This is a genomic window from Streptomyces sp. NPDC040610 (assembly GCF_055594065.1).
Genome location: NZ_JBVIXA010000012.1, coordinates 116,696 through 135,305, shown reverse-complemented (window position 1 = coordinate 135,305; position 18,610 = coordinate 116,696). Strand labels below are relative to the sequence as shown.

The 18,610-nt window shown below is 73.2% G+C and carries 16 protein-coding genes; 8 read left to right on the top strand and 8 right to left on the bottom strand.

Annotation, left to right across the window (positions count from 1 at the left end):
* Positions 1-42: 42 nt before the first annotated feature.
* The 3 genes from panB (at position 43) to ACZ6AA_RS32885 (ending at position 3,120) form a co-directional block, all read left to right on the top strand.
* On the top strand, positions 43-924 hold the full coding sequence (gene panB, locus ACZ6AA_RS32895) for a 3-methyl-2-oxobutanoate hydroxymethyltransferase (protein ID WP_471462098.1): 882 nt from the start codon (positions 43-45) through the stop codon (positions 922-924).
* A gap of 298 nt (positions 925-1,222) precedes the next feature.
* On the top strand, positions 1,223-2,266 hold the full coding sequence (locus ACZ6AA_RS32890) for an ATP-binding cassette domain-containing protein (RefSeq protein WP_468449371.1): 1,044 nt from the start codon (positions 1,223-1,225) through the stop codon (positions 2,264-2,266).
* Positions 2,263-3,120: an ABC transporter permease gene (locus ACZ6AA_RS32885; RefSeq protein ID WP_468449372.1), complete on the top strand. Its 858-nt coding sequence runs from the start codon at positions 2,263-2,265 to the stop codon at positions 3,118-3,120. Before ACZ6AA_RS32890 ends, ACZ6AA_RS32885 begins: the two co-directional genes overlap by 4 nt.
* Positions 3,121-3,172: 52 nt before the next feature.
* Here the strand turns inward: ACZ6AA_RS32885 and ACZ6AA_RS32880 are convergent, their stop codons facing one another.
* Entirely contained in the window at positions 3,173-6,703 is a 3,531-nt protein-coding gene (locus ACZ6AA_RS32880) for an AfsR/SARP family transcriptional regulator (protein ID WP_471462096.1), read from the bottom strand.
* Between the two features lie 299 nt (positions 6,704-7,002).
* Between ACZ6AA_RS32880 and ACZ6AA_RS32875 the strand changes: the two genes are divergently transcribed.
* Complete coding sequence (locus tag ACZ6AA_RS32875; RefSeq protein ID WP_471462094.1) at positions 7,003-7,800, top strand: site-2 protease family protein; 798 nt, start codon at positions 7,003-7,005, stop codon at positions 7,798-7,800.
* A 29-nt stretch (positions 7,801-7,829) separates the two neighbouring features.
* On the opposite strand, the gene ACZ6AA_RS32870 is transcribed toward ACZ6AA_RS32875, so the two are convergent.
* The 3 genes from ACZ6AA_RS32870 to ACZ6AA_RS32860 form a co-directional block, all read right to left on the bottom strand.
* Positions 7,830-8,027 (bottom strand): hypothetical protein, encoded by a 198-nt coding sequence (locus ACZ6AA_RS32870; protein WP_468449375.1) that lies wholly within the window; start codon positions 8,025-8,027, stop codon positions 7,830-7,832.
* A gap of 82 nt (positions 8,028-8,109) precedes the next feature.
* A complete protein-coding gene (gene npdG / locus ACZ6AA_RS32865) occupies positions 8,110-8,814 on the bottom strand; it encodes an NADPH-dependent F420 reductase (protein WP_468449376.1) in 705 nt (234 codons plus the stop codon).
* 47 nt (positions 8,815-8,861) lie between these two features.
* On the bottom strand, positions 8,862-9,965 hold the full coding sequence (locus tag ACZ6AA_RS32860) for a sialidase family protein (protein WP_468480979.1): 1,104 nt from the start codon (positions 9,963-9,965) through the stop codon (positions 8,862-8,864).
* Positions 9,966-10,044: 79 nt separating this feature from the next.
* On the opposite strand from ACZ6AA_RS32860, the gene ACZ6AA_RS32855 reads away from it, so the two are divergent.
* Positions 10,045-10,647 (top strand): hypothetical protein, encoded by a 603-nt coding sequence (locus tag ACZ6AA_RS32855; protein WP_468449378.1) that lies wholly within the window; start codon positions 10,045-10,047, stop codon positions 10,645-10,647.
* A 128-nt stretch (positions 10,648-10,775) separates the two neighbouring features.
* Positions 10,776-12,044 (top strand): MFS transporter, encoded by a 1,269-nt coding sequence (locus ACZ6AA_RS32850; protein ID WP_468449379.1) that lies wholly within the window; start codon positions 10,776-10,778, stop codon positions 12,042-12,044.
* A gap of 325 nt (positions 12,045-12,369) precedes the next feature.
* Here ACZ6AA_RS32850 and ACZ6AA_RS32845 read toward each other — a convergent pair whose 3' ends face one another.
* Complete coding sequence (locus ACZ6AA_RS32845; protein ID WP_468480978.1) at positions 12,370-12,597, bottom strand: hypothetical protein; 228 nt, start codon at positions 12,595-12,597, stop codon at positions 12,370-12,372.
* A gap of 58 nt (positions 12,598-12,655) precedes the next feature.
* Here ACZ6AA_RS32845 and map point away from each other — a divergent pair, with 58 nt between their 5' ends.
* Together map and ACZ6AA_RS32835 are read left to right on the top strand one after the other, a co-directional pair.
* Positions 12,656-13,513, top strand: a complete 858-nt coding sequence (gene map / locus ACZ6AA_RS32840; RefSeq protein WP_468480977.1) for a type I methionyl aminopeptidase — start codon at positions 12,656-12,658, stop codon at positions 13,511-13,513.
* Between the two features lie 221 nt (positions 13,514-13,734).
* On the top strand, positions 13,735-14,412 hold the full coding sequence (locus ACZ6AA_RS32835) for a biliverdin-producing heme oxygenase (protein ID WP_468996008.1): 678 nt from the start codon (positions 13,735-13,737) through the stop codon (positions 14,410-14,412).
* A 12-nt stretch (positions 14,413-14,424) separates the two neighbouring features.
* Here ACZ6AA_RS32835 and ACZ6AA_RS32830 read toward each other — a convergent pair whose 3' ends face one another.
* From ACZ6AA_RS32830 to ACZ6AA_RS32820, 3 genes are all read right to left on the bottom strand, one after another.
* Positions 14,425-15,081: a PhzF family phenazine biosynthesis protein gene (locus ACZ6AA_RS32830; RefSeq protein ID WP_468450137.1), complete on the bottom strand. Its 657-nt coding sequence runs from the start codon at positions 15,079-15,081 to the stop codon at positions 14,425-14,427.
* A gap of 311 nt (positions 15,082-15,392) precedes the next feature.
* Positions 15,393-16,934 carry an HtaA domain-containing protein gene (locus ACZ6AA_RS32825; RefSeq protein WP_471462090.1) on the bottom strand — a complete coding sequence of 514 codons (1,542 nt, stop codon included), beginning with the start codon at positions 16,932-16,934 and terminating at the stop codon, positions 15,393-15,395.
* 137 nt (positions 16,935-17,071) lie between these two features.
* The gene (locus tag ACZ6AA_RS32820) at positions 17,072-18,601 is read right to left on the bottom strand and encodes an HtaA domain-containing protein (RefSeq protein WP_471462088.1); all 1,530 of its coding nucleotides are present in this window, start codon (positions 18,599-18,601) and stop codon (positions 17,072-17,074) included.
* Positions 18,602-18,610: the final 9 nt, after the last annotated feature.

Sequence of the window (18,610 nt, the reverse complement as noted above, 5' to 3'; positions counted from 1 at the left end):
ACGCCGTCAGGGCGCCTCGAGACGACAGAAGGAGCCGTTGCGATGACGCAGCTTTCGGCTGCCCAGAGCCCCGCCCCCAAGGAGCGGACGCCCGACAGCAGCAAGGCGCTGTACGGCGGCAAGGGCACGCGCCGCATCACCGTCCGCGACATCACCGCCGCCAAGGAGCGCGGCGAGAAGTGGCCCATGCTCACCGCGTACGACGCGATGACCGCGTCCGTCTTCGACGAGGCCGGGATCCCGGTCATGCTCGTCGGCGACTCGGCGGGCAACTGCCACCTGGGGTACGAGACGACCGTGCCCGTGACCCTCGACGAGATGGCCGTCCTGTCCGCGGCCGTGGTCCGCGGCACGAGCCGCGCCCTGATCGTCGCCGACCTGCCCTTCGGTTCGTACCAGGAGGGCCCCGTCCAGGCGCTCAGGTCCGCCACCCGCCTGATCAAGGAGGCCGGGGTGGGCGCGGTGAAGCTGGAGGGCGGTGAGCGCTCGCTGGCCCAGACCGAGCTGCTCGTCAGCTCCGGCATCCCCGTCATGTCCCACCTGGGCCTGACCCCACAGTCCGTGAACACCATGGGCTACCGCGTCCAGGGCCGCGGCGAGGAGGCGGCCCAGCAACTGCTGCGGGACGCCAAGTCGGCCGAGGCCGCGGGCGCCTTCGCGGTGGTGCTCGAACTCGTACCGGCCGAGCTCGCCGCCGAGGTCACCCGGTCGCTGCACATCCCGACCGTGGGCATCGGCGCGGGCTCCGACTGCGACGCCCAGGTCCTGGTGTGGACCGACATGCTGGGCCTGACCGCAGGCAAGATGCCGCGCTTCGTGAAGCAGTACGCGGATCTGCGCGGCGTGATGGGCGACGCCGCGAAGGCGTTCGCCGAGGACGTGGTGGGCGGCGCGTTCCCGGCCGCGGAGCACGCGGTCCACTGACGCCCTGGCCGCGGCTCCCGGCACGACGTGCCCCGGGAGCCGCGGCCGACCGAACCATCGCGGCACCAACGGCAGCCCGCCGACCGTCCCCCGTCGGCGGGCTGCCCGCCTCCTCCCGGCCTGTCCGGGTAGCCACCGTCGATATCGCGCCACCGCGCCTCGCGGGCAGCTCGCACCGCTTCGCGGTGGTTCCTCCGCACCCGTCCATGAGGACGGCCGCCCACCGGCAACCCCCCGCTCCCGCTCCTGTCGGTCGGCTGTCGGTGGATTGTCGGTGGCACCTGCTCTCATGTACGGCATGACAGAAATCGACAACAAGCCCCAACGGGGAGCGGACGGCGCCGGAAGCGCCGTTTCGGTACGGGGGCTGGTCAAGCACTACGGCGAGACCAAGGCGCTGGACGGCGTCGATGTGGACGTCCGCGAGGGAACGGTCCTCGGCGTCCTCGGACCCAACGGCGCCGGCAAGACCACACTCGTACGCTGCCTCTCCACGCTGATCACACCCGACTCCGGCAGCGCCTTCGTCGCGGGGTACGACGTGCTGCGCCAGCCGCGCCAGCTGCGCCGCGTGATAGGCCTCACCGGTCAGTACGCGTCGGTGGACGAGAAGCTGACCGGCTGGGACAACCTCTACATGATCGGGCGGCTGCTCGACCTGCCCCGCAAGGAGGCCCGCTCGCGCGCCGACGGCCTGCTGGAGCGCTTCTCGCTCACCGAGGCCGCCCGCAGGCCCGCCAAGACGTACTCCGGAGGCATGCGCCGCCGGCTCGACCTGGCGGCGTCGATGATCGGCAGCCCGGCCGTGCTGTTCCTGGACGAGCCGACGACCGGCCTCGACCCGCGCACGCGCAACGAGGTCTGGGAAGAGGTCAAGCGCATGGTCGGCGACGGCGTGACCGTCCTGCTGACCACGCAGTACATGGAAGAGGCCGAGCAGCTCGCCAGCGAGCTGACGGTCATCGACCGCGGCAAGGTCATCGCCAACGGCGGCATCGAGGAGCTCAAGGCGAAGGTCGGCGGCCGCACCCTGCGCATCCGCCCGGCCGACCCGGCGCAGCTGCGCCCCACGGCCACCGCGCTCGACGAGGCGGGCCTCACGGGCCTCGCCACGACCACGGTGGACGCCGAGACCGGCACGGTCCTGGTGCCGATCCTCAGCGACGAACAGCTCACGGCGGTCGTGGGCGCGCTCACCGCGCGCGGCATCACGCTCTCCGACATCGCCACCGAACTGCCCAGCCTGGACGAGGTGTTCCTGTCCCTCACCGGTCACAAGACCAGTGAGTCGCTGGACTCCACGGCCACGAAGGCCGACGATCTCAAGGGGGTCGCCGCATGAGCGCCACCACCGTCAAGGCGCCCTCCGCGCCGCCCGCGCAGGAGCGGCCCGCGCCCAAGGCCGAGCCCGACACGCGGATCGGACTGCGCGCCCATGTGCGCCACACCAGCGCGCTGGTCCGCCGCAACCTGCTGTGGATCAAGCAGGACATGGAGTCGATGTTCGACGCCGTCCTGATGCCGATCGTCTTCACCCTGCTGTTCGTGTACGTCTTCGGCGGCTCCGTGGGCCAGGCCCTCGGCGGCGGCCGCGACGAGTACGTGCAGTACGTGATCCCCGGCCTGATGGCCATGATGGGGATGAACATGGCCATGGGTGTGGGCACCGGCTTCAACCAGGACTTCCAGACCGGTGTGATGGACCGCTTCCGGTCGCTGCCCATCGGCCGCTCCTCGGTGATGATCGCCAAGATCGTGGTCGAGCTGCTCCGCATGCTGGTCGCCACGGCGATCCTGCTGGTCGTGGCCCTGATCATCGGCTTCTCCGTGGAGAGCATCCCGGGCCTGATCGCGTCCATCGGCCTCGCCATGGCCTTCGGCGTGGGCCTGATGTGGATCTTCCTGACCATGGGTGTCGTCATGAAGAGCGCCCAGGCCATCCAGGGCATGGGCTTCCTGGTCCTGATGCCGCTGCAGTTCGGCTCGTCCATCTTCGCGCCGACGGCGTCCATGCCCGGCTGGCTCCAGGCGTTCACGGACTACAACCCGCTGTCGTCGCTCGCCGACGCCGCCCGCGGCCTGATGAACGGCGGCCTGCCGGTCGCCCACGACGTGTGGGTGACGCTCATCTGGTCGGTGGTCCTGACCGGTGTGATGGCGCCGATCGCGATCCACAAGTTCCGCACCAAGACGTGACGCGGACGTCGCGCCCGCGCCCGGTCCGGGGCCGCCGGGACGCGGCCCGTGGTCACAGTCCCGCCGAGGCGACGGCTTCCTCCCAGGAGAGGCCGTCGCCTTCGGCGTACGCGGCCGCGTAGCCCGCGTCGCCGAGCAGTGCGCGGACCGTCCGCTCGGCGGCGCCGCGGATCTCCCGCTCCAGGGCGACCGGGACATGACCGGACGGCAGCCGGGCGTCGGCCACGGCGAGCAGCCGGGCGGCGTCCGCCGCGCGGCCGGTGTCGTGGCAGGCGAGGGCGCGGGCCGCGGTCGCCAGATGGACGGAGAGCAGCTGCGGGGCGACGACCTGCGCCAAGGGCTCGGCGGCCTTCGCCACGGCTCCGAGGGCGCGGCCGAGCCCGCGCTCGTGCTGGCCCTCGAGGGTGTCGAGCCAGGCGTGCGAACCGAGCAGGAAGCCCTCGAAGAGGGCGAAGCCGAAGACCGCGAACTCATCGCGCAGGAGCACCAGTTGCTCGCGCGCCTCCCGGACGCGGCCGGTCCGCCCGAGCAGGCTGACGAGGAAGAGCCGGGCGGCGGGCAGCGCCCCGTTCAGCCGGCTGCCGCTGTCGTCGATCACCTGCCGCAGCAGGGCCTCGCCGCGCTCCTCCTGCCCCGCCTCGATGAGCACCGTGCCGAGCCGGGCGGTCAGCAGCGACACCTGGGCCCGCGCGCCGACCTCCTGGGCGTGCTCCATGGCGGCCTGGAAGTCGTCGGCCGCGAGCAGGTACGCACCGCGCCGCTCATGGGCCTCGCCGCGCGACGACAGCGCCTCGGCCGCGCCGAAGGAGTCACCGATGCGGGTGCAGATCGCCAGGGCCTCGTCCGCGTCGGCGACGGCGTCGCCCGCCCAGTCGGCGCGGTTGGCGAGGACGTTGGCGCGCTGCTGGAGGGCGGCGGCCAGCTCCCAGTCGAGACCCAACTCGCGGCAGGCGGCGACGGTCGCGTCGACGACCTGGCGCAGCCGGTCGGCGTCCCCCGCCATCAGGACGGCGAAGAACCACAGGTTGCCCGGGCTCCGGCAGGTCTGCGGCAGGCCCGGCCGGTAGGTGTCCCGGATCGCGCGCAGCTTCCGGTCGGCCTCCGGGGTGTGCCAGCCCACCGGGTCCATGTCCATGCAGGACAGCTGGATGAGGTGCACACCGCGGCGCGCCTCCTGGAGGAGTTCGCCCGTCAGCGGGGGCGGGATGTCGGTGCAGCGCCCGTACAGCGGAGCGGCGGGCGTGACGGGGCCCGCGAACGGGTCGGGCCCGAGGGCGAGGACCTCCCGGGACCAGTTCCGCACCTCCTGCCGCAGATCGCGGATCAGCCAGAACCACGACAGGGACAGGACCAGGCACAGCGCCTCCTGCTCGTCGCGTGCGGCGACGGCGTGGCGCAGCGCGGTGCGCAGGTTCTCGTACTCCGCCTCGAACGCCGCGATCGCCTCGCGCTGCCCGCGGCGGCGCAGCGCCGGGTCGGTGACGCGGGCGAACTCCCGGAAGTGGACGAGGTGCGCGCGGGTCACCCCGGCCCGCTCCCCCGCCTCGTCGAGCCGCTCGGCGGCGTACTCGGAGACGGTCTCAAGGAGCCGGTAGCGCATCACGTCGCCGTGGGCGGCGGGAGCGGCGACGAGGAGGGACTTGTCGACGAGGGACCCGAGAATGCCAGGAATGTCCCGCCGGTCCACAAGCCCGCGCGCACCCTCACCACCCGACTCCCCCAGGAACGAGCCCCCTCCCCCTGACCCTCCTCCCGCGCAGACGGCCTCGGCTGCCGCGAGGTCGCAGCCGCCCGCGAAGACCGAGAGGCGGCGCAGGACGGCGCGCTCGGCGTGGTCGAGGAGGTCCCAGGACCAGTCCACGACGGCGCGCAGGGTCTGCTGGCGGGGCAGGACGGTACGGGAGCCGCTGGTCAGGAGCCGGAAGCGGTCGTCGAGGCGGTCGGCGATCTGGCGCGGGGCGAGCATGCGCAGCCGGGCCGCGGCCAGTTCGATGGCGAGGGGAAGGCCGTCGAGGCGGTGACAGATCTCGGCGGCGGCGCGGGGGTCGTCGTCGATGCGGAAGCCGGGGCGTGCGGCGGCGCCGCGGTCGGCGAGCAGGCGCAGGGCGAAGGGTTCCGGGAGCGGTTCGACGGGGCGGACCAACTCGCCCGGTATGCCGAGGGGTTCGCGGCTGGTGGCGAGGACGGTGAGTCCGGGGCACTCGGCGAGGAGCCGCTCGGCGAGGCGGGCGGCGGCGTCGATGACGTGCTCGCAGTTGTCGAGGACGAGCAGCATGCGGAGCGGGCCGCAGTGCTCGGCGAGGCGCACCACCGGGTCGGCGGCGTGCCGCTCGGCGGCGGCACGCAGCTCTTCGGCGCCCGCGCCGCGCAGCACGGTCTCGCGGGCGCCGAGGGCGGTGAGGACGGCTTCCGGTACGTCGTCGGGGTCGTCCACGGGGGCGAGTTCGGCGAGCCACACGCCGTCCGGCGAGGTGTCGCCCACCGCCTCCGCGGCCTCCTGCGACAGCCGTGTCTTGCCGGCGCCGCCGGGTCCGGTGAGCGTCACGAGGCGCGCACGGCTCAGGTCGTCCCGGATGGCGTCGATGTCTCCCGTACGCCCGACGAAGGAGGTGAGGCGGGCGCGGAGGTTGCCGGGGGCGGGGCGGGTGCCTGGGCGGCGGCCGGGGCGGGTGTCCGTACCCCGGGTGTCCATGCCGGAGTCGGCACCGGTGAAGGTTCCCGTGGCACGGCTGGAGCTGCCCATGCCCATGTCGGAGCCGACACCGGCGGGGCTGCCCCCCGCGGTGGCCACGACGGCGGACACCGGACTCTCGTCGACAGGACCGACCCCGCCCGACCCACCGCTCGACGCGACCGCACCCCCCGAGGGCCGAAGCAACTCCCCGTACAGAGCGCGCAGTTCAGGGCCGGGGTCGGCGCCGAGGCTGTCGGCGAGGGTGTGGCGTACGCCTTCGTAGGCGGCCAGGGCCTCCGCCGCGCGGCCGACGTCGCGCAGGGCGCGCAGACGCAGGGCCTGGAGGGGCTCGTCGAGCGGGTGGGCGTCGCACAGGGCGGTGAGTTCGGGGAGGGCGGACTCGGACTGCCCGAGGAGGAGGGCGGCGGTGAACCGGGCGCGCAGGGCGTCGAGTCGGCGTGCGGACCAGCGGGCGGCTTCCGCCGTGTGGTCCGGCAGGTCGGTGAAGGGGTCGCCGTGCCAGAGGCCGAGGGCGTCGTCGAGGAGGGCGGCGGCCTTGGCGGGGTCGCCGTCGGCGAGGGTGCGGGTGCCTTCGCCGACCAGGCGCTCGAAGCGGTGGGCGTCGATGTCGTCGGGGGTGGCGGTCAGGTGGTAGCCGCCGTCGGCGGAGGCCACCGCGTCGGCGCCGAGGGCGCGCCGCAGGCGGCCGACCAGGGCCTGCAGGGCGGCGGGGGCGTCGGCCGGGGGTGCGGTGCCCCAGACCTGGTCGACGAGGACGGGCGCGGGGACGGGGCGGCCCGGGCGCAGGGCGAGTGCGGCGAGGAGGGCGCGCAGGCGGGCGCCGCCGACGGGCACGGTGGTGCCGTCGGGGCGCAGGGCCCGGGTCACGCCGAGAACGCGATAACGCACGCGCCCATTGTCCCCCGCCCACACGCCGCCCCGTCCCCCCGGTCACGGGGAAGCCCCACCGGACCGACCCCCGCCATCCGAGCCGGAGGGGACGTGCCGGTATGTCCGCGCGCAGCTCGGCCCACCACGACGGGCGTACAGGAACGGTCGACGACGACGCACACGCGAGCACGGACATACCGCCACGGCCCCGCCCCACGAACCGAACAGAGGGCGAAAGGACAGCAACCCCCTGATGCCACCCCCGACAGGTAGCCTCCAGCAGCAACGGCACCCCGTTCCGCGGACGAAGGAGCACCATGACCACCGCCCCCACCCGGAGCGACCGCCGGGTCAGCCCGGTCTTCCTAGGCATCGCCGCGGTCGCCGCGGCCTCGGGCTGGGCGGCCTGGACCGGCTTCGCGGACAACCCGGGCTTCGCCGTCTTCCTGTTCGTGACGGCGGCCTGGATCGTCTCGCTGTGCCTGCACGAGTACGCACACGCCCGCACCGCCCTGCACAGCGGCGACATCTCCATCGGCGCGAAGGGCTATCTGACCCTGAACCCGCTGAAGTACACGCACGCGCTCCTGAGCATCGTCCTGCCCGTACTGTTCGTGATCATGGGCGGTATCGGCCTGCCCGGCGGCGCCGTGTTCATCGAGCGCGGCCGCATCCAGGGAAGGTGGCGGCACAGCCTGATCTCGGCGGCGGGCCCGCTGACGAACGTCCTGTTCGCGGTCGTGTGCACCGCGCCGTTCTGGCTGGACGCCCTGGACGGCGTCCCGGACACGTTCCGGTACGCGCTCGGGTTCCTGGCCCTGCTCCAGGTGACGGCGGCGATCCTGAACTTCCTGCCGATCCCGGGCCTGGACGGCTACGGGGTGATCGAGCCGTGGCTGTCGTACAACATCCGCCGCCAGGTGGAGCCGTTCGCGCCGTTCGGGCTGCTCGCGGTCTTCGGCATCCTGTGGATCCCGGAGGTCAACGACGTGTTCTTCGACGCGGTGGACGCGATCCTGCGCGGCCTCGGCGTCACCGACTGGGACACCTACTGGGGCCAGCGCCTCTACCGCTTCTGGCAGGGCACCCCGGACATCCCCGTGATCAACGGCTAGCGAAGGCCGTCAACGGTTGGCGAAGCCCGTCAGCGGTTGGCGGAGGCCGCCCCGCCACGCTGCCGCAGCACCTTGGCCCGGCGGGCGTAGTACCAGGTCATGTTGGACGAGAGCCCGGCGAGCAGCACCCACACGATGCCGAGCAGGCTGCCCTGCGCGAAGGCGACCACGGCGGCGGCGACGGACAGGACGCAGACGACGAGGGCGTACAGAGCGAGGCGGGGCATGGGGTGCGGCTCCTGGTGCGGCGATCCGGCGGACGTACCGCACCAGTGTCCCCCATGCCCCGGGCCCGCGGGAACGCGGTGGCTACACGTCGGTGACGCGCAGGCCCGCGTGCGCCTTGTAGCGCCGGTTGACCGAGATCAGGTTGGCGACCAGGGACTCCACCTGGTGGGCGTTGCGCAGGCGTCCGGCGAAGACGCCGCGCATGCCGGGGATGCGGGCCGCGAGGGCCTGCACGAGGTCCGTGTCGGCGCGGCTCTCGCCGAGCACCATCACGTCGGTGTCGATCTCCTCGATGGACTCGTCCTGGAGGAGCACGGCGGAGAGGTGGTGGAAGGCGGCGGTGACCCGGGACTCGGGAAGGAGCGCGGCGGCCTGCTCGGCGGCGCTGCCCTCCTCGGGCTTCAGGGCGTAGGCGCCCTTCTTGTCGAAGCCGAGCGGGTTGACGCAGTCGACGACGAGCTTGCCCGCGAGCTCGTCGCGCAGTGCTTCGAGGGTCTTGGCGTGCCCGTCCCACGGCACGGCGATGATCACGACGTCGCTGCGCCGGGCGCACTCCGCGTTGTCCAGGCCCTCGACGCCGAGGCCGAGTTCACCGGCCGCGGCGGCGGCGCGTTCGGCGGCGCGGGAGCCGATGATCACCTTCTGCCCGGCGCGGGCGAGGCGGTAGGCGAGCCCGCGGCCCTGGTCGCCGGTGCCGCCGAGCACGCCCACGACGAGCCCGGACACGTCGGGCAGGTCCCAGGGGTCCTTCGCGGGCGCCTTCTGCACACTTTCCGTGGAAGTCATGGTCAGACCTTACGTCCGTGCCGGGCGCCCGCCCCGGCCGACCGCGCTCAGTCCAGCCGGTGCAGCGGCACGCGCCGGAAGGTGATGGTCTCGTACGCGCTGAAGTCCCCCGTCTCGTACAGGAGCCCGACCGCGTCCTCGTCGAGGCGGACGAGGTCGGAGTACCCGGCGGGCAGCCCGTCGACGGTGTGGGCGGGGTGCCAGGTGGTGCCGCCGTCGTGGCTCCTGCGGATGCTCATCTGCGCGCGGAAGCCGGGGTCGGCGGGCCCGGAGTACAGCAGCAGGTCCGGGTCGACGAGCTGCAGCACGCTGGCCTCGACGACGGGGCCGGTGAGGCAGGACTGGGGCCGGAACGGCTTGGCGAGGCTCTGGCCGCCGTCGTGGGAGTGGGCGTCGGCGCGGGTGCCGGGGGCCGGGGAGTCGTTGCGGGTGTTGAAGTAGACGCGGCCGTCGGGGAGTTCGGCGGCGGTGGTTTCGTTGACGTTGATGTAGCCGTTGGTGTTGTCGTCGACGTACCCGATGCGCCAGTTCTGGCCGCGGTCGTCGCTGAGCAGGCAGTGTCCGCCGTTGTACTTGCCCTCGGTGCCGTTGTCCGTGCCGGTGGGCGGCAGGGAGTGGTTGGCGGGGACGACGACGCGGCCGCCGGTGAGCTGGATGGCGTGGCCGGGCGTGGTCGCGTACCAGCGCCAGGCGGTCTTCTTGGTCTGCTTGGTGATCTCGCGCGGCGCGGACCAGGTGAGGCCGTCGTCGTCGCTGTGCCGCACCCAGACGCGGCGGCCGTCGGCGGCGCTCACCTCGCCGCGCCGGATGGCGTTCTCGGTGGCCGCGGCGGCGTTCCGGACGTGCACGAGCAGGATGCGGCCGGTGTCGAGGACGACGGGGGCCGGGTTCCCGGCGAGGTCGGTGCCGTTGGCGCCGACGACCTGGAGCGGCCCCCAGGTGCGGCCGCCGTCCACGGACCGCTTCAGGACCACGTCGATGTTCCCGAAGTCCTCCTGCGAGCCGACGCGGCCCTCGCAGAAGGCGAGCACCGTGCCGCTGTGCGTCACGACCACGGCCGGGATCCGGAAGCTCGCGTACCCCTCGCGTCCCGCGCGGAAGGGAACGGACGTCTCGACGGTCCCGGTTGTCTCAGCTGTCTCCACTGGCATCCGTGCCCCTTCCCCAACGTGGGGGAATTCGCGGTGAACTCCCGCTGACGAATCTCCCGTTGAGGCAGTATGCGCCCCCATGGACGCCGTACGCGTCGCGCTGCTGCGCGAAGTTCTCGCCGGGACCGAATGGCCGGGCGCCACCCGCCGCTTCGCGGGCGCGCTGCGCGCCAGTGTCGTGCCGCACGGCGGCGGCCTGCTGCTCGTGGGCACGCGGGAGTACGAGCCGTGGCATCTGGCCGCACACCTCGTGGACGAGGCCGCCTGGTCGGGCACGCCGGAGCTGACGCCCACGCTCGTGCGGCACCGGCCGCGCCCGGACGCGCCCGCGCAGCTCTCGGTGGGCCTCGGCCGGATCGAGGCGGCGCGGCGCGGGGAGACGCTGCTCGTGGTGGCGCCCACGGCGCCCCCGGCGGGGCTGCTCTCGCGGGTGCACGACGCGCGGCGGGCGGGCGCCACGGTGTTCGCGCTCGGGGAGCGCGACGGCGATCTGGGGGCGCTCGCCCACGAGTCGCTGACGCTGCCCGACGAGGCGGGCCTCGACCTGGACACGGTCCAGCATCTGGTGAGCGCGGCGGCGGGCGAGAACAGCCTGCCCGCGCCGCGGGGTCGGCGCCGGGTCCGCGACCGGCTCTCGCGCCTGGCGGACCAGCTGACGGCGCCACCGCCCGCGCGGTGGTGAGGGCGGCTGGGCGGGCCGCGGCCGGGACTCGGCCGGGCTCGGCCCGGGGCCCCCGCTCAGCCCTGGGCGGGCCCGGCCGGGACAATTCAATTGCGCCGCACGTCCCCCGCCGCTGAACATGACCCCTTGTGAAACGTTTCGCCGCGATCCTGCCCGACCTCTCCCCCTGGCACTCCACCCGCGACTTCCGGCTGCTCTGGGTGCAGGGTCTGGTCACCTACTTCGGCAGCTTCATGGCGATGATCGCCCTGCCGCTCCAGATCAAGCACCTCACCGACTCGCCGCTCGCCGTGGGCGCGATGGGCGCCGTCGAGCTGATTCCGCTCATCGTCTGCGGCCTGTACGGCGGGGCGCTCGCCGACGCGGTGGACCGGCGCAAGGTGATCCTGCTGACCGAGGCGGCGCTCGGCCTGCTGGCGCTCGTGCTGTTCGTGAACGCGCTGCTGCCCGAGCCGATGCTGTGGCCGCTGTACGTGGTCGCGGCCGGTGTCTCCGGTCTCGCCGGGCTCCAGCGGCCCGCCCTCGACTCGCTGATGGCCAGGATCGTGCCGCACGACCAGCTCACGGCCGCCGCCGCGCTGAACTCGCTGCGCTGGAACGTCGGCGCGATCGCCGGTCCCGCGCTCGCGGGTGTCGTCGTCGCCTACGCCGGGCACGCCAGCGCGTACGCCGTCACCGTCGTCGGGTTCGCCGTGTCCGTGGTCCTGTGCACCCGGCTCTCGCCCGCGCCCGCCACACACGGGGCGCGGAAGCCGTCGCTGCGGGGGCTCGCGGAGGGGGCGCGGTACGCGTGGTCGCGGCCCGTGCTGCTCGGTACGTACGCCATCGACGGGGTGGCGATGCTGTTCGCCTTCCCGAACACGATCTTCCCGTTCCTGGCGGACGACCTGGACGCCGAGTGGTCGCTCGGGCTGATGTACGCCGCCGGGGCCGTGGGGTCGCTCGTCCTCAGCCTCACCAGCGGGTGGACGTCGCGGGTGCGGCGGCACGGGGTGCTCGTGGTGTGCGGGGCGGCGGGGTGGGGGCTCGCCATCACGCTGGCCGGGGTGCTCGGCAATGTCTGGCTTGTGCTGTGCTGTCTGGCTCTCGCCGGGGCGGGCGACATGCTGAGCGGACTCGCCCGGTCCACCATCTGGAACCAGACGATCCCCGACGAGCTGCGGGGGCGGCTCGCCGGGATCGAGGTCCTCTCCTACAGCGTCGGACCGCAGCTCGGCCAGGTCCGCGCGGGCGCGGCGGCGGGCTGGTCCGGGACGCGCCCCGCCATCTGGTCCGGCGGCCTGGTCTGCGTCGGCGCGGTGGGCGCCCTGGCCGCGGCGATGCCGTCCCTCCTGCGGTACGACGCGTCGACGGACCCCGACGCCCGGCGCCGCCGGGAGGCCGCGGCAGCCGCCTAGGCCGGTCGGGGCGCCCTAGGCGTTCCGGCCCCCCGGCCGGGGACGTGGCGCACGCCAACACAGTCGGCACCGTCGGCCGGGTGCTGTGCCCACCCGTGCCGCCCTGCGGCACGATTGCCCACAGCGGTTGAGGCCAGCGCGGCCCGTGGCAGTGGCAGCGGCAGCGGGAGGGGGAATTTAGCCCGCAGCCGCCGACGGTGGGGAACCCCCGCGGGAGACGTTCACTGTCCGGTCGAGGGTGAACGGGTGGGCGGGTGGGAGAGATCCGCCGCGAAGCGGCGGGACAGGAACACGCCCCACCGAGCCGCAGACAAAGAACCGCCCCTCAGTCCTCCTCGCCCCGCGCAGCGGAATCGTGCCACCGCGGATCGGTGTCCCACTCAAGATTCCGCTCCGAGGCGGTCTGCATCGCCCGGGTGGCCTCCTCCCGGGAGCCGTAAGGACCGAAGCGGTCCTTACCGGGACACTCCGGCCCCTCCTCGACCTTCTGGTGCTCCAGGCAGTAGAACCACTCGCCCGGCTTGCCGACGGTCCGCTTCTTGAACAGGGCCATGTCCGGCTCCTCTCTCTCCCGCCATGCTGCCCCACGGGCGCTCGTTAGACTCGCTGACATGTCTGGCCAGTCACTGCTCGTACCAGGGGAGCTCTCTCCCGCCCGCCCCGTGCCCGGAAACATCAGGCGCCCGGAGTACGTCGGCAAGCCCGCGCCGACCCCGTACACCGGACCGGAGGTGCAGACCCCGGAGACCGTCGAGCTGATGCGGACCGCGGGCCGCATCGCCGCGCGCGCGATGGCGGAGGCCGCGAAGGCCATCGCGCCGGGGGTGACCACCGACGAGCTGGACCGCATCGCGCACGCGTACATGTGCGACCACGGCGCGTACCCCTCGACGCTGGGCTACCGCGGCTTCCCGAAGTCGCTGTGCAGCTCGGTCAACGAGGTCATCTGCCACGGCATCCCCGACTCCACCGTCCTGAAGGACGGCGACATCATCAACCTGGACGTGACGGCGTACATCGGCGGCGTGCACGGCGACAACAACGCGACGTACCTCGTCGGCGACGTGGACGAGGAGTCGCGGCTGCTCGTCGAGCGCACCCGGGAGTCCCTGAACCGCGCCATCAAGGCCGTCAAGCCCGGCCGCCAGATCAACATCATCGGCCGGGTCATCGAGTCGTACGCCAAGCGCTTCGGCTACGGCGTGGTGCGCGACTTCACCGGCCACGGCATCAACTCGTCGTTCCACTCCGGCCTGATCGTCCCGCACTACGACAGCCCGCACGCGACGACGGTCATCCAGCCCGGCATGACGTTCACGATCGAGCCGATGCTGACGCTCGGCACGCACGAGTACGACATGTGGGACGACGGCTGGACCGTGGTGACCAAGGACCGCAGGCGGACGGCGCAGTTCGAGCACACGCTGGTGGTGACGGAGACCGGCGCGGAGATCCTCACGCTGCCGTGACCGCGGGCCGAGGCCCGAAACCGGGGCCGCCCCGGCCGGACCAGGTTCGTCCTGGGCCGCCCGGGGCGGCCCTTTTTGATCGTTTACGCATCCCCGACGGGGAACGGGGTAGCGTTTTTACCGACAGGATGTCGGGAACCAGTTGACTTAGGTAAGCCTAACCTTGGATGATCGGTCCTGGCCACACCGCTTTCCCGCCCTTCTTCGGCTCCGGAGGTCCCATGGACACGGCGATCACTCAGCCCCCCACGTTCTCGACGCTCATCCGCACCGCGTCCCACGAACAGCACACCGAGGCGGAGTCGTCGACGTTCATGAGCGACCTGCTCGGCGGCCGCCTCGACGTGAGCGCGTACGCGCGGTACACGGAACAGCTGTGGTTCGTGTACCGCGCGCTGGAGGACGGCGCGGCGGCCCTCGGCGACGACCCGGTGGCAGGACCGTTCATACGGCCCGAGCTGGCCCGGGTGGCCGAGCTGGAGCGGGACCTCGCGCATCTGCGGGGCGCCGACTGGCGCGCGGGCCTCACGGCCCTGCCCGCCACGGCGGCGTACGCGGCCCGGGTCGAGGAGTGCGCGCGCACCTGGCCGGGCGGCTATGTCGCCCACCACTACACCCGCTATCTGGGAGACCTGTCCGGCGGACAGATCATCCGCGGCAAGGCCGAGAAGACCTGGGGCTTCGACCGCAAGGGCGACGGCGTCCGGTTCTACGTCTTCGAGGGCATCGCCAACCCCGCCGCCTTCAAGCGGAGTTACCGCGAACTGCTCGACGGCCTCGACGTGGTCGTGCCGGACGAGCTGGAGAAGCAGCGCATCGTGGACGAGTGCAAGCGGGCGTTCGCCCTGAACACGGCGGTCTTCCGGGAGCTCGGGGCCGAGTTCCCGCTGTCGGCCTGAGCCGCGCCGCCCTCAGGACAGCGTGAGACCGGGCGGCCGGGGGAACGTCACCCGGCCGCCCAGTTCGATGAAGCCGTCGGGGCCCGGGGCCGTGAGGAGTTGGGAGCCGCGGCCCTGGGTGATGTTCAGGGCCCGGCCGAGCTCCTGGGTGAGCGCGAGGGCCGCCGCCCCCGTCGCCTCGTCCTCGACGATCCCGTCCCCACGGCCGGGAAACCCCCGCGCCCGCACCCGCCCGGCGGCCTCGTCCTCCCACGCCCAGGCGTAGATCCACTCCCCCTCCGGCGGCACCGGAAGCGCCTCCACCTCCGCCGCCGACGCGTACCGCCGCAGCGTCCGCTCCTGCGCCCAGTCGGCCCGCGCCACGATCCAGCTGAACTCCCCGTCCTGATGGGCCTCGACGACCGCGGCGACGGTGACCAGCTCGGGCACGTCGAGCAGCCAGGCCGCACCGACGCACGGGTAGCCGGCGAACGGCAGCCGCGTCGAGGGCGTGTAGATGTCGACGGCCCCGCGCTCGGGGTCGTCGACGAACACCGTCTCGCTGAAGCCGAGTTTGGCGGCGAGCGCCTGCCGGTCCGCCCGCTCGGGCACCCGCGAGCCGTCCCGTACGACGCCCAGCTCGTTGCCGTACCGGCCGTCCGGGGCGCAGAAGACCCGCAGGACGTCGATGCCGTGGTGCACGTCGGGCACGCCCGCCGTGTCCCGTGTGTCCGGCCCGCCCCACGCGCTCACCGCATCCCGTGCGCCCGGCCCGTCCGGCGCGCCGTGCGGGTCGCGCGTGTCATGTTCGTTCGCTGCGTTCACCCGGGCATTGAAGCATCACGTGCCCCACATCCGTACACACGCCCGACGGCGGGCACCCGGCGCGCCAAGCGCCGGGTGCCCGCCGTCAGTTGGGCCGATGCGTTCGGTACGGTCCGTGCGGCCGGTTCAGCCCCTCGGGCCCGCGCCGCCGACCGCGGCCCCGCCCAGCGCGTCGCTCACGCGTGGCGGCCCGGGTGGAAGTCGTGCCGCCGCCGCGCCGCGTACACGACCCCGGCCCCGGCCACGACCACCGCGCCCGCGGCGCCGAGCAGCGCACCCGACGGCGCACCGGACCCCGTAGCGGCGAGCGACCCGTCGTCGCCGACCGAGCCGCCGACCGAACCGCCGCCCACGCTGCCGCCACCGCCGGCCGAACCGCCCCCGGCGGCCGCGCTGTCGGCGCCCGATCCGGAGTCACCGGCGCCGCCCGCGGGAGCGGGGATGTCGGCGCCGGCGGACAGGGTGAGCGCGACCGTCATCGGGTCGAGCTTCTCGCCCTTCTTGTACGGCGATCCGGCCGCCTCGCTCTCGAACTGCTTGGCGCCCGCCGCCGTGAGCCGCGTGGGCACCTTGCTGAGCAGGACGACGTCATTCTTCGCCTTGTAGGAGGCACGGGCGAGGTCGAGGGTCGCGAACTTCACGTCGTTGCTGGTGCGGCCCTGGGCCTTCACGTCCACGGTCAGCGTGCCGGTCTTGCCGCGCGCCTTGACCTTGAAGTCGCTGAACTTCATGTCGATGCCGTGGCCCTTGTACAGGAACCGCACGCTGCCGCCGAAGGACGCGTCGATCTTCTTGGCCCCGGCGTTCCAGGAGGCCTTGCTGTGCGGGAAGGCGTACCCGGACGAGGTCTTCTTCGCGCCGCCGGACGTCTGCACGCTGCCGCCCGTGGAGATGTAGCGGCGGAAGGACTCCTTCAGGCCCCAGGACAGCTTGCCGCCGACGACCTTGCCGCCCGCCTGACCGCCGGTGCCGGGCGACGGCTTCGAGGTCGGCTTCGTGGGCGTGGGCTTGGGCTTCGAGGTCGGCTTCGTCGGCGTGGGGCTCGGCTGCGGGGCGGGGCCGCCGGTCTTCACCGTGAGCGTGGCCGGGTCGAGCGCCTGGCCCGCCTGGTACATGCCGTTGAACGCCTTGGCGCCCTTGGCGGTGAGCGCCGTCGGGATGTCCTTGAACGTCATCGCGCCGCCCTGGCCCTGCCCGGGGCGGACCTCGCTGAGGTCGAGGGTCGCGAGGTCGATGTCGTTCTGCTTGGCGCCGTTGAGCGTGACGTCGGCCTGGATCGCCCCCGTCTTGCCCTTGGTGTGCACCTTGACGTCCGCGATGCTGATGTCGAACTTGTGCTGCGTCGAGGTGAAGCGCACAGCGCCCTTGAACCCGGCCTTCAGCGCGTGGTCCGCCAGTTCGTACGTGCCCTTGCCGCCGGTGAAGGTGAACACCCCGTTGTCCGGCGCCTGCTTGGCACCGCCGGTGGCCGTGATCTTGCCGTGCGCCATGCCCGTGACGTACTTCCGGAAGGACTCCTTCAAGCCCCAGTCCAGGGTGCCGTCCGTGATCGTGAAGGCCGTCGGCGCCTTCGGCTCGGCGGCCGCGCGGGGCGTGCCGGACGCGGCGTCCGACGGCGCGTCGGCGGCGACGGCGGGCAGGGCCAGCGCGGCGGTGCCCAGGGCGACGGCCGTCGCGACGGCGGCCGCACGGGCTATGGGGCGACGGGTGACTGCCATGGTCTGTGTGCTCCTCGGGAAAGGGAGGGGAGGGAGAGGGATGGGGGGAACAGGGCGTGGGGGGGGTGGGGGTGGGGAGTTGGGGGGATGAGTGGGGACGGGGAAGCGGATACGCGGGCGGGGCGGCGGGATGCCGTTCAGGCGGTCGGTCCCCCGGGGCCCGCGGAGGCGTCGCCCCCGTCACCCCCGGCGGACGCCGTCCGTGCCGCCCTGCGGCGGCGTTCGAAGCGGAACGCGAAGGCCGCAGCGACGAGCAGCGCCGCGACCGCGGCGAGCGTGAGGGGGAGCGCCTTCGACGAGCCGCCGGAGTCGTCGGAGTCGGCCGAGTCAGCGGCGGACTCCGGCTTCGCGGACGTCTTCGGCTTCCCGTCGGACGCGGCCTTCTTCGGGGCGGGTTCGGAGCCGAGGTCCGGCAGCGCGGGCAGTTGCGCCTTGTCGTCGACGGCGACGGCCAGCGAGACGGGGTCCATGGCGGTGCCCGGCCTGTACATCGAGCCGAACGCCTTGGCACCGTCGGCGGTGAGCTTCGCGGGGGCCTCGGTGACGGCGATGAGGCCGTCGCGCGGCTTGAGGTCCTTCAGTCCGGCGGCCGCGAAGGTGACGAGCGGGGCCTTCTCCTTGCGGAACTTCCCGCCGTCGACGTCGGCGTACAGCGTGCCCCGGCCGCCCTCCACGCCGACGGCGACCTCGCTCAGCCGGATGTCGAGCCCGTGCTTGCCGGTGAAGCGGACGGCACCGGCGAAGTCCGCGGCCAGGGTGCGCTTCTTCTCGTCGTACGAGCCCTTGCCCCGGGGGAAGCGGAACAGCGCGCCGCCGTCCTCGGCACCGGACGACAGCGTCCACTTGCCCTTGGCGATGGTCCCGGAGACGTACTCGCGGAAGGTGCGGCGCACGCCCCAGTCGACGGCGGCGTCCTCGATGCGCCCGGCGGCCCTGTCCTTCTTCGCGTCGGCCCCGGACTTCTTCTTGTCGGGCTTCTTCGACGGCCCGCCGTCGGACCCGCCGGGCTTGCCGGCGCCGCCGGAGCCCGCGACCAGGTCCGTCGACAGGCTCACCGGGTCGAGCCGGGTGCCCGCCGTGTAGTACCCGGCGAAGGCCTTCGCGCCCTGCGAGGTGAGCGTGGCGGGGAGGTTGGTGAGGGCGACGGGGCCCGTGCCGCCCAACATGTTGATGCCCGAGACGTTCAGCCGGGCCAGCGGCACCTGGGCGGTCGAGGTGACCTTGCCGGTGCCCTTCTCCTTGCTGACCATGTCGGCGTAGAGCGTGCCGGAGCCGCCGGAGACCTTGACCGTGGGGCGGCTGATCGTCAGGTCGAGGGCGTACGAGCCGCCCTTCTTGTGCCCGGTGAAGTGCACTCCCCCGGAGAACGCGGCGGTGAACGCGCCGGTGTCGGGGTCGTAGGAGCCCTTGGCCGAGTGGAAGCGGAACTGGCTGCCGCCGACCGTGGCCGCGCCGCCCTGGAGGTTCCAACTGCCCTTGGCGATGGGGCCGGTGACATAGCTCTGGAAGGAGGACTTGATGCCCCAGTCGAGCCTGCCGCCCTGCACGGTGCGCGGTTTCGCGTGCGCGGCGGTCATCGGGAGCAGCGCTCCCAGAAGCGCGGCCAGGACGGCCACGGCTCCTACGCGTGCGCCGCGGCGCGTGCGCGGCTGTCTGGGCGACGGCATCGGACCCCT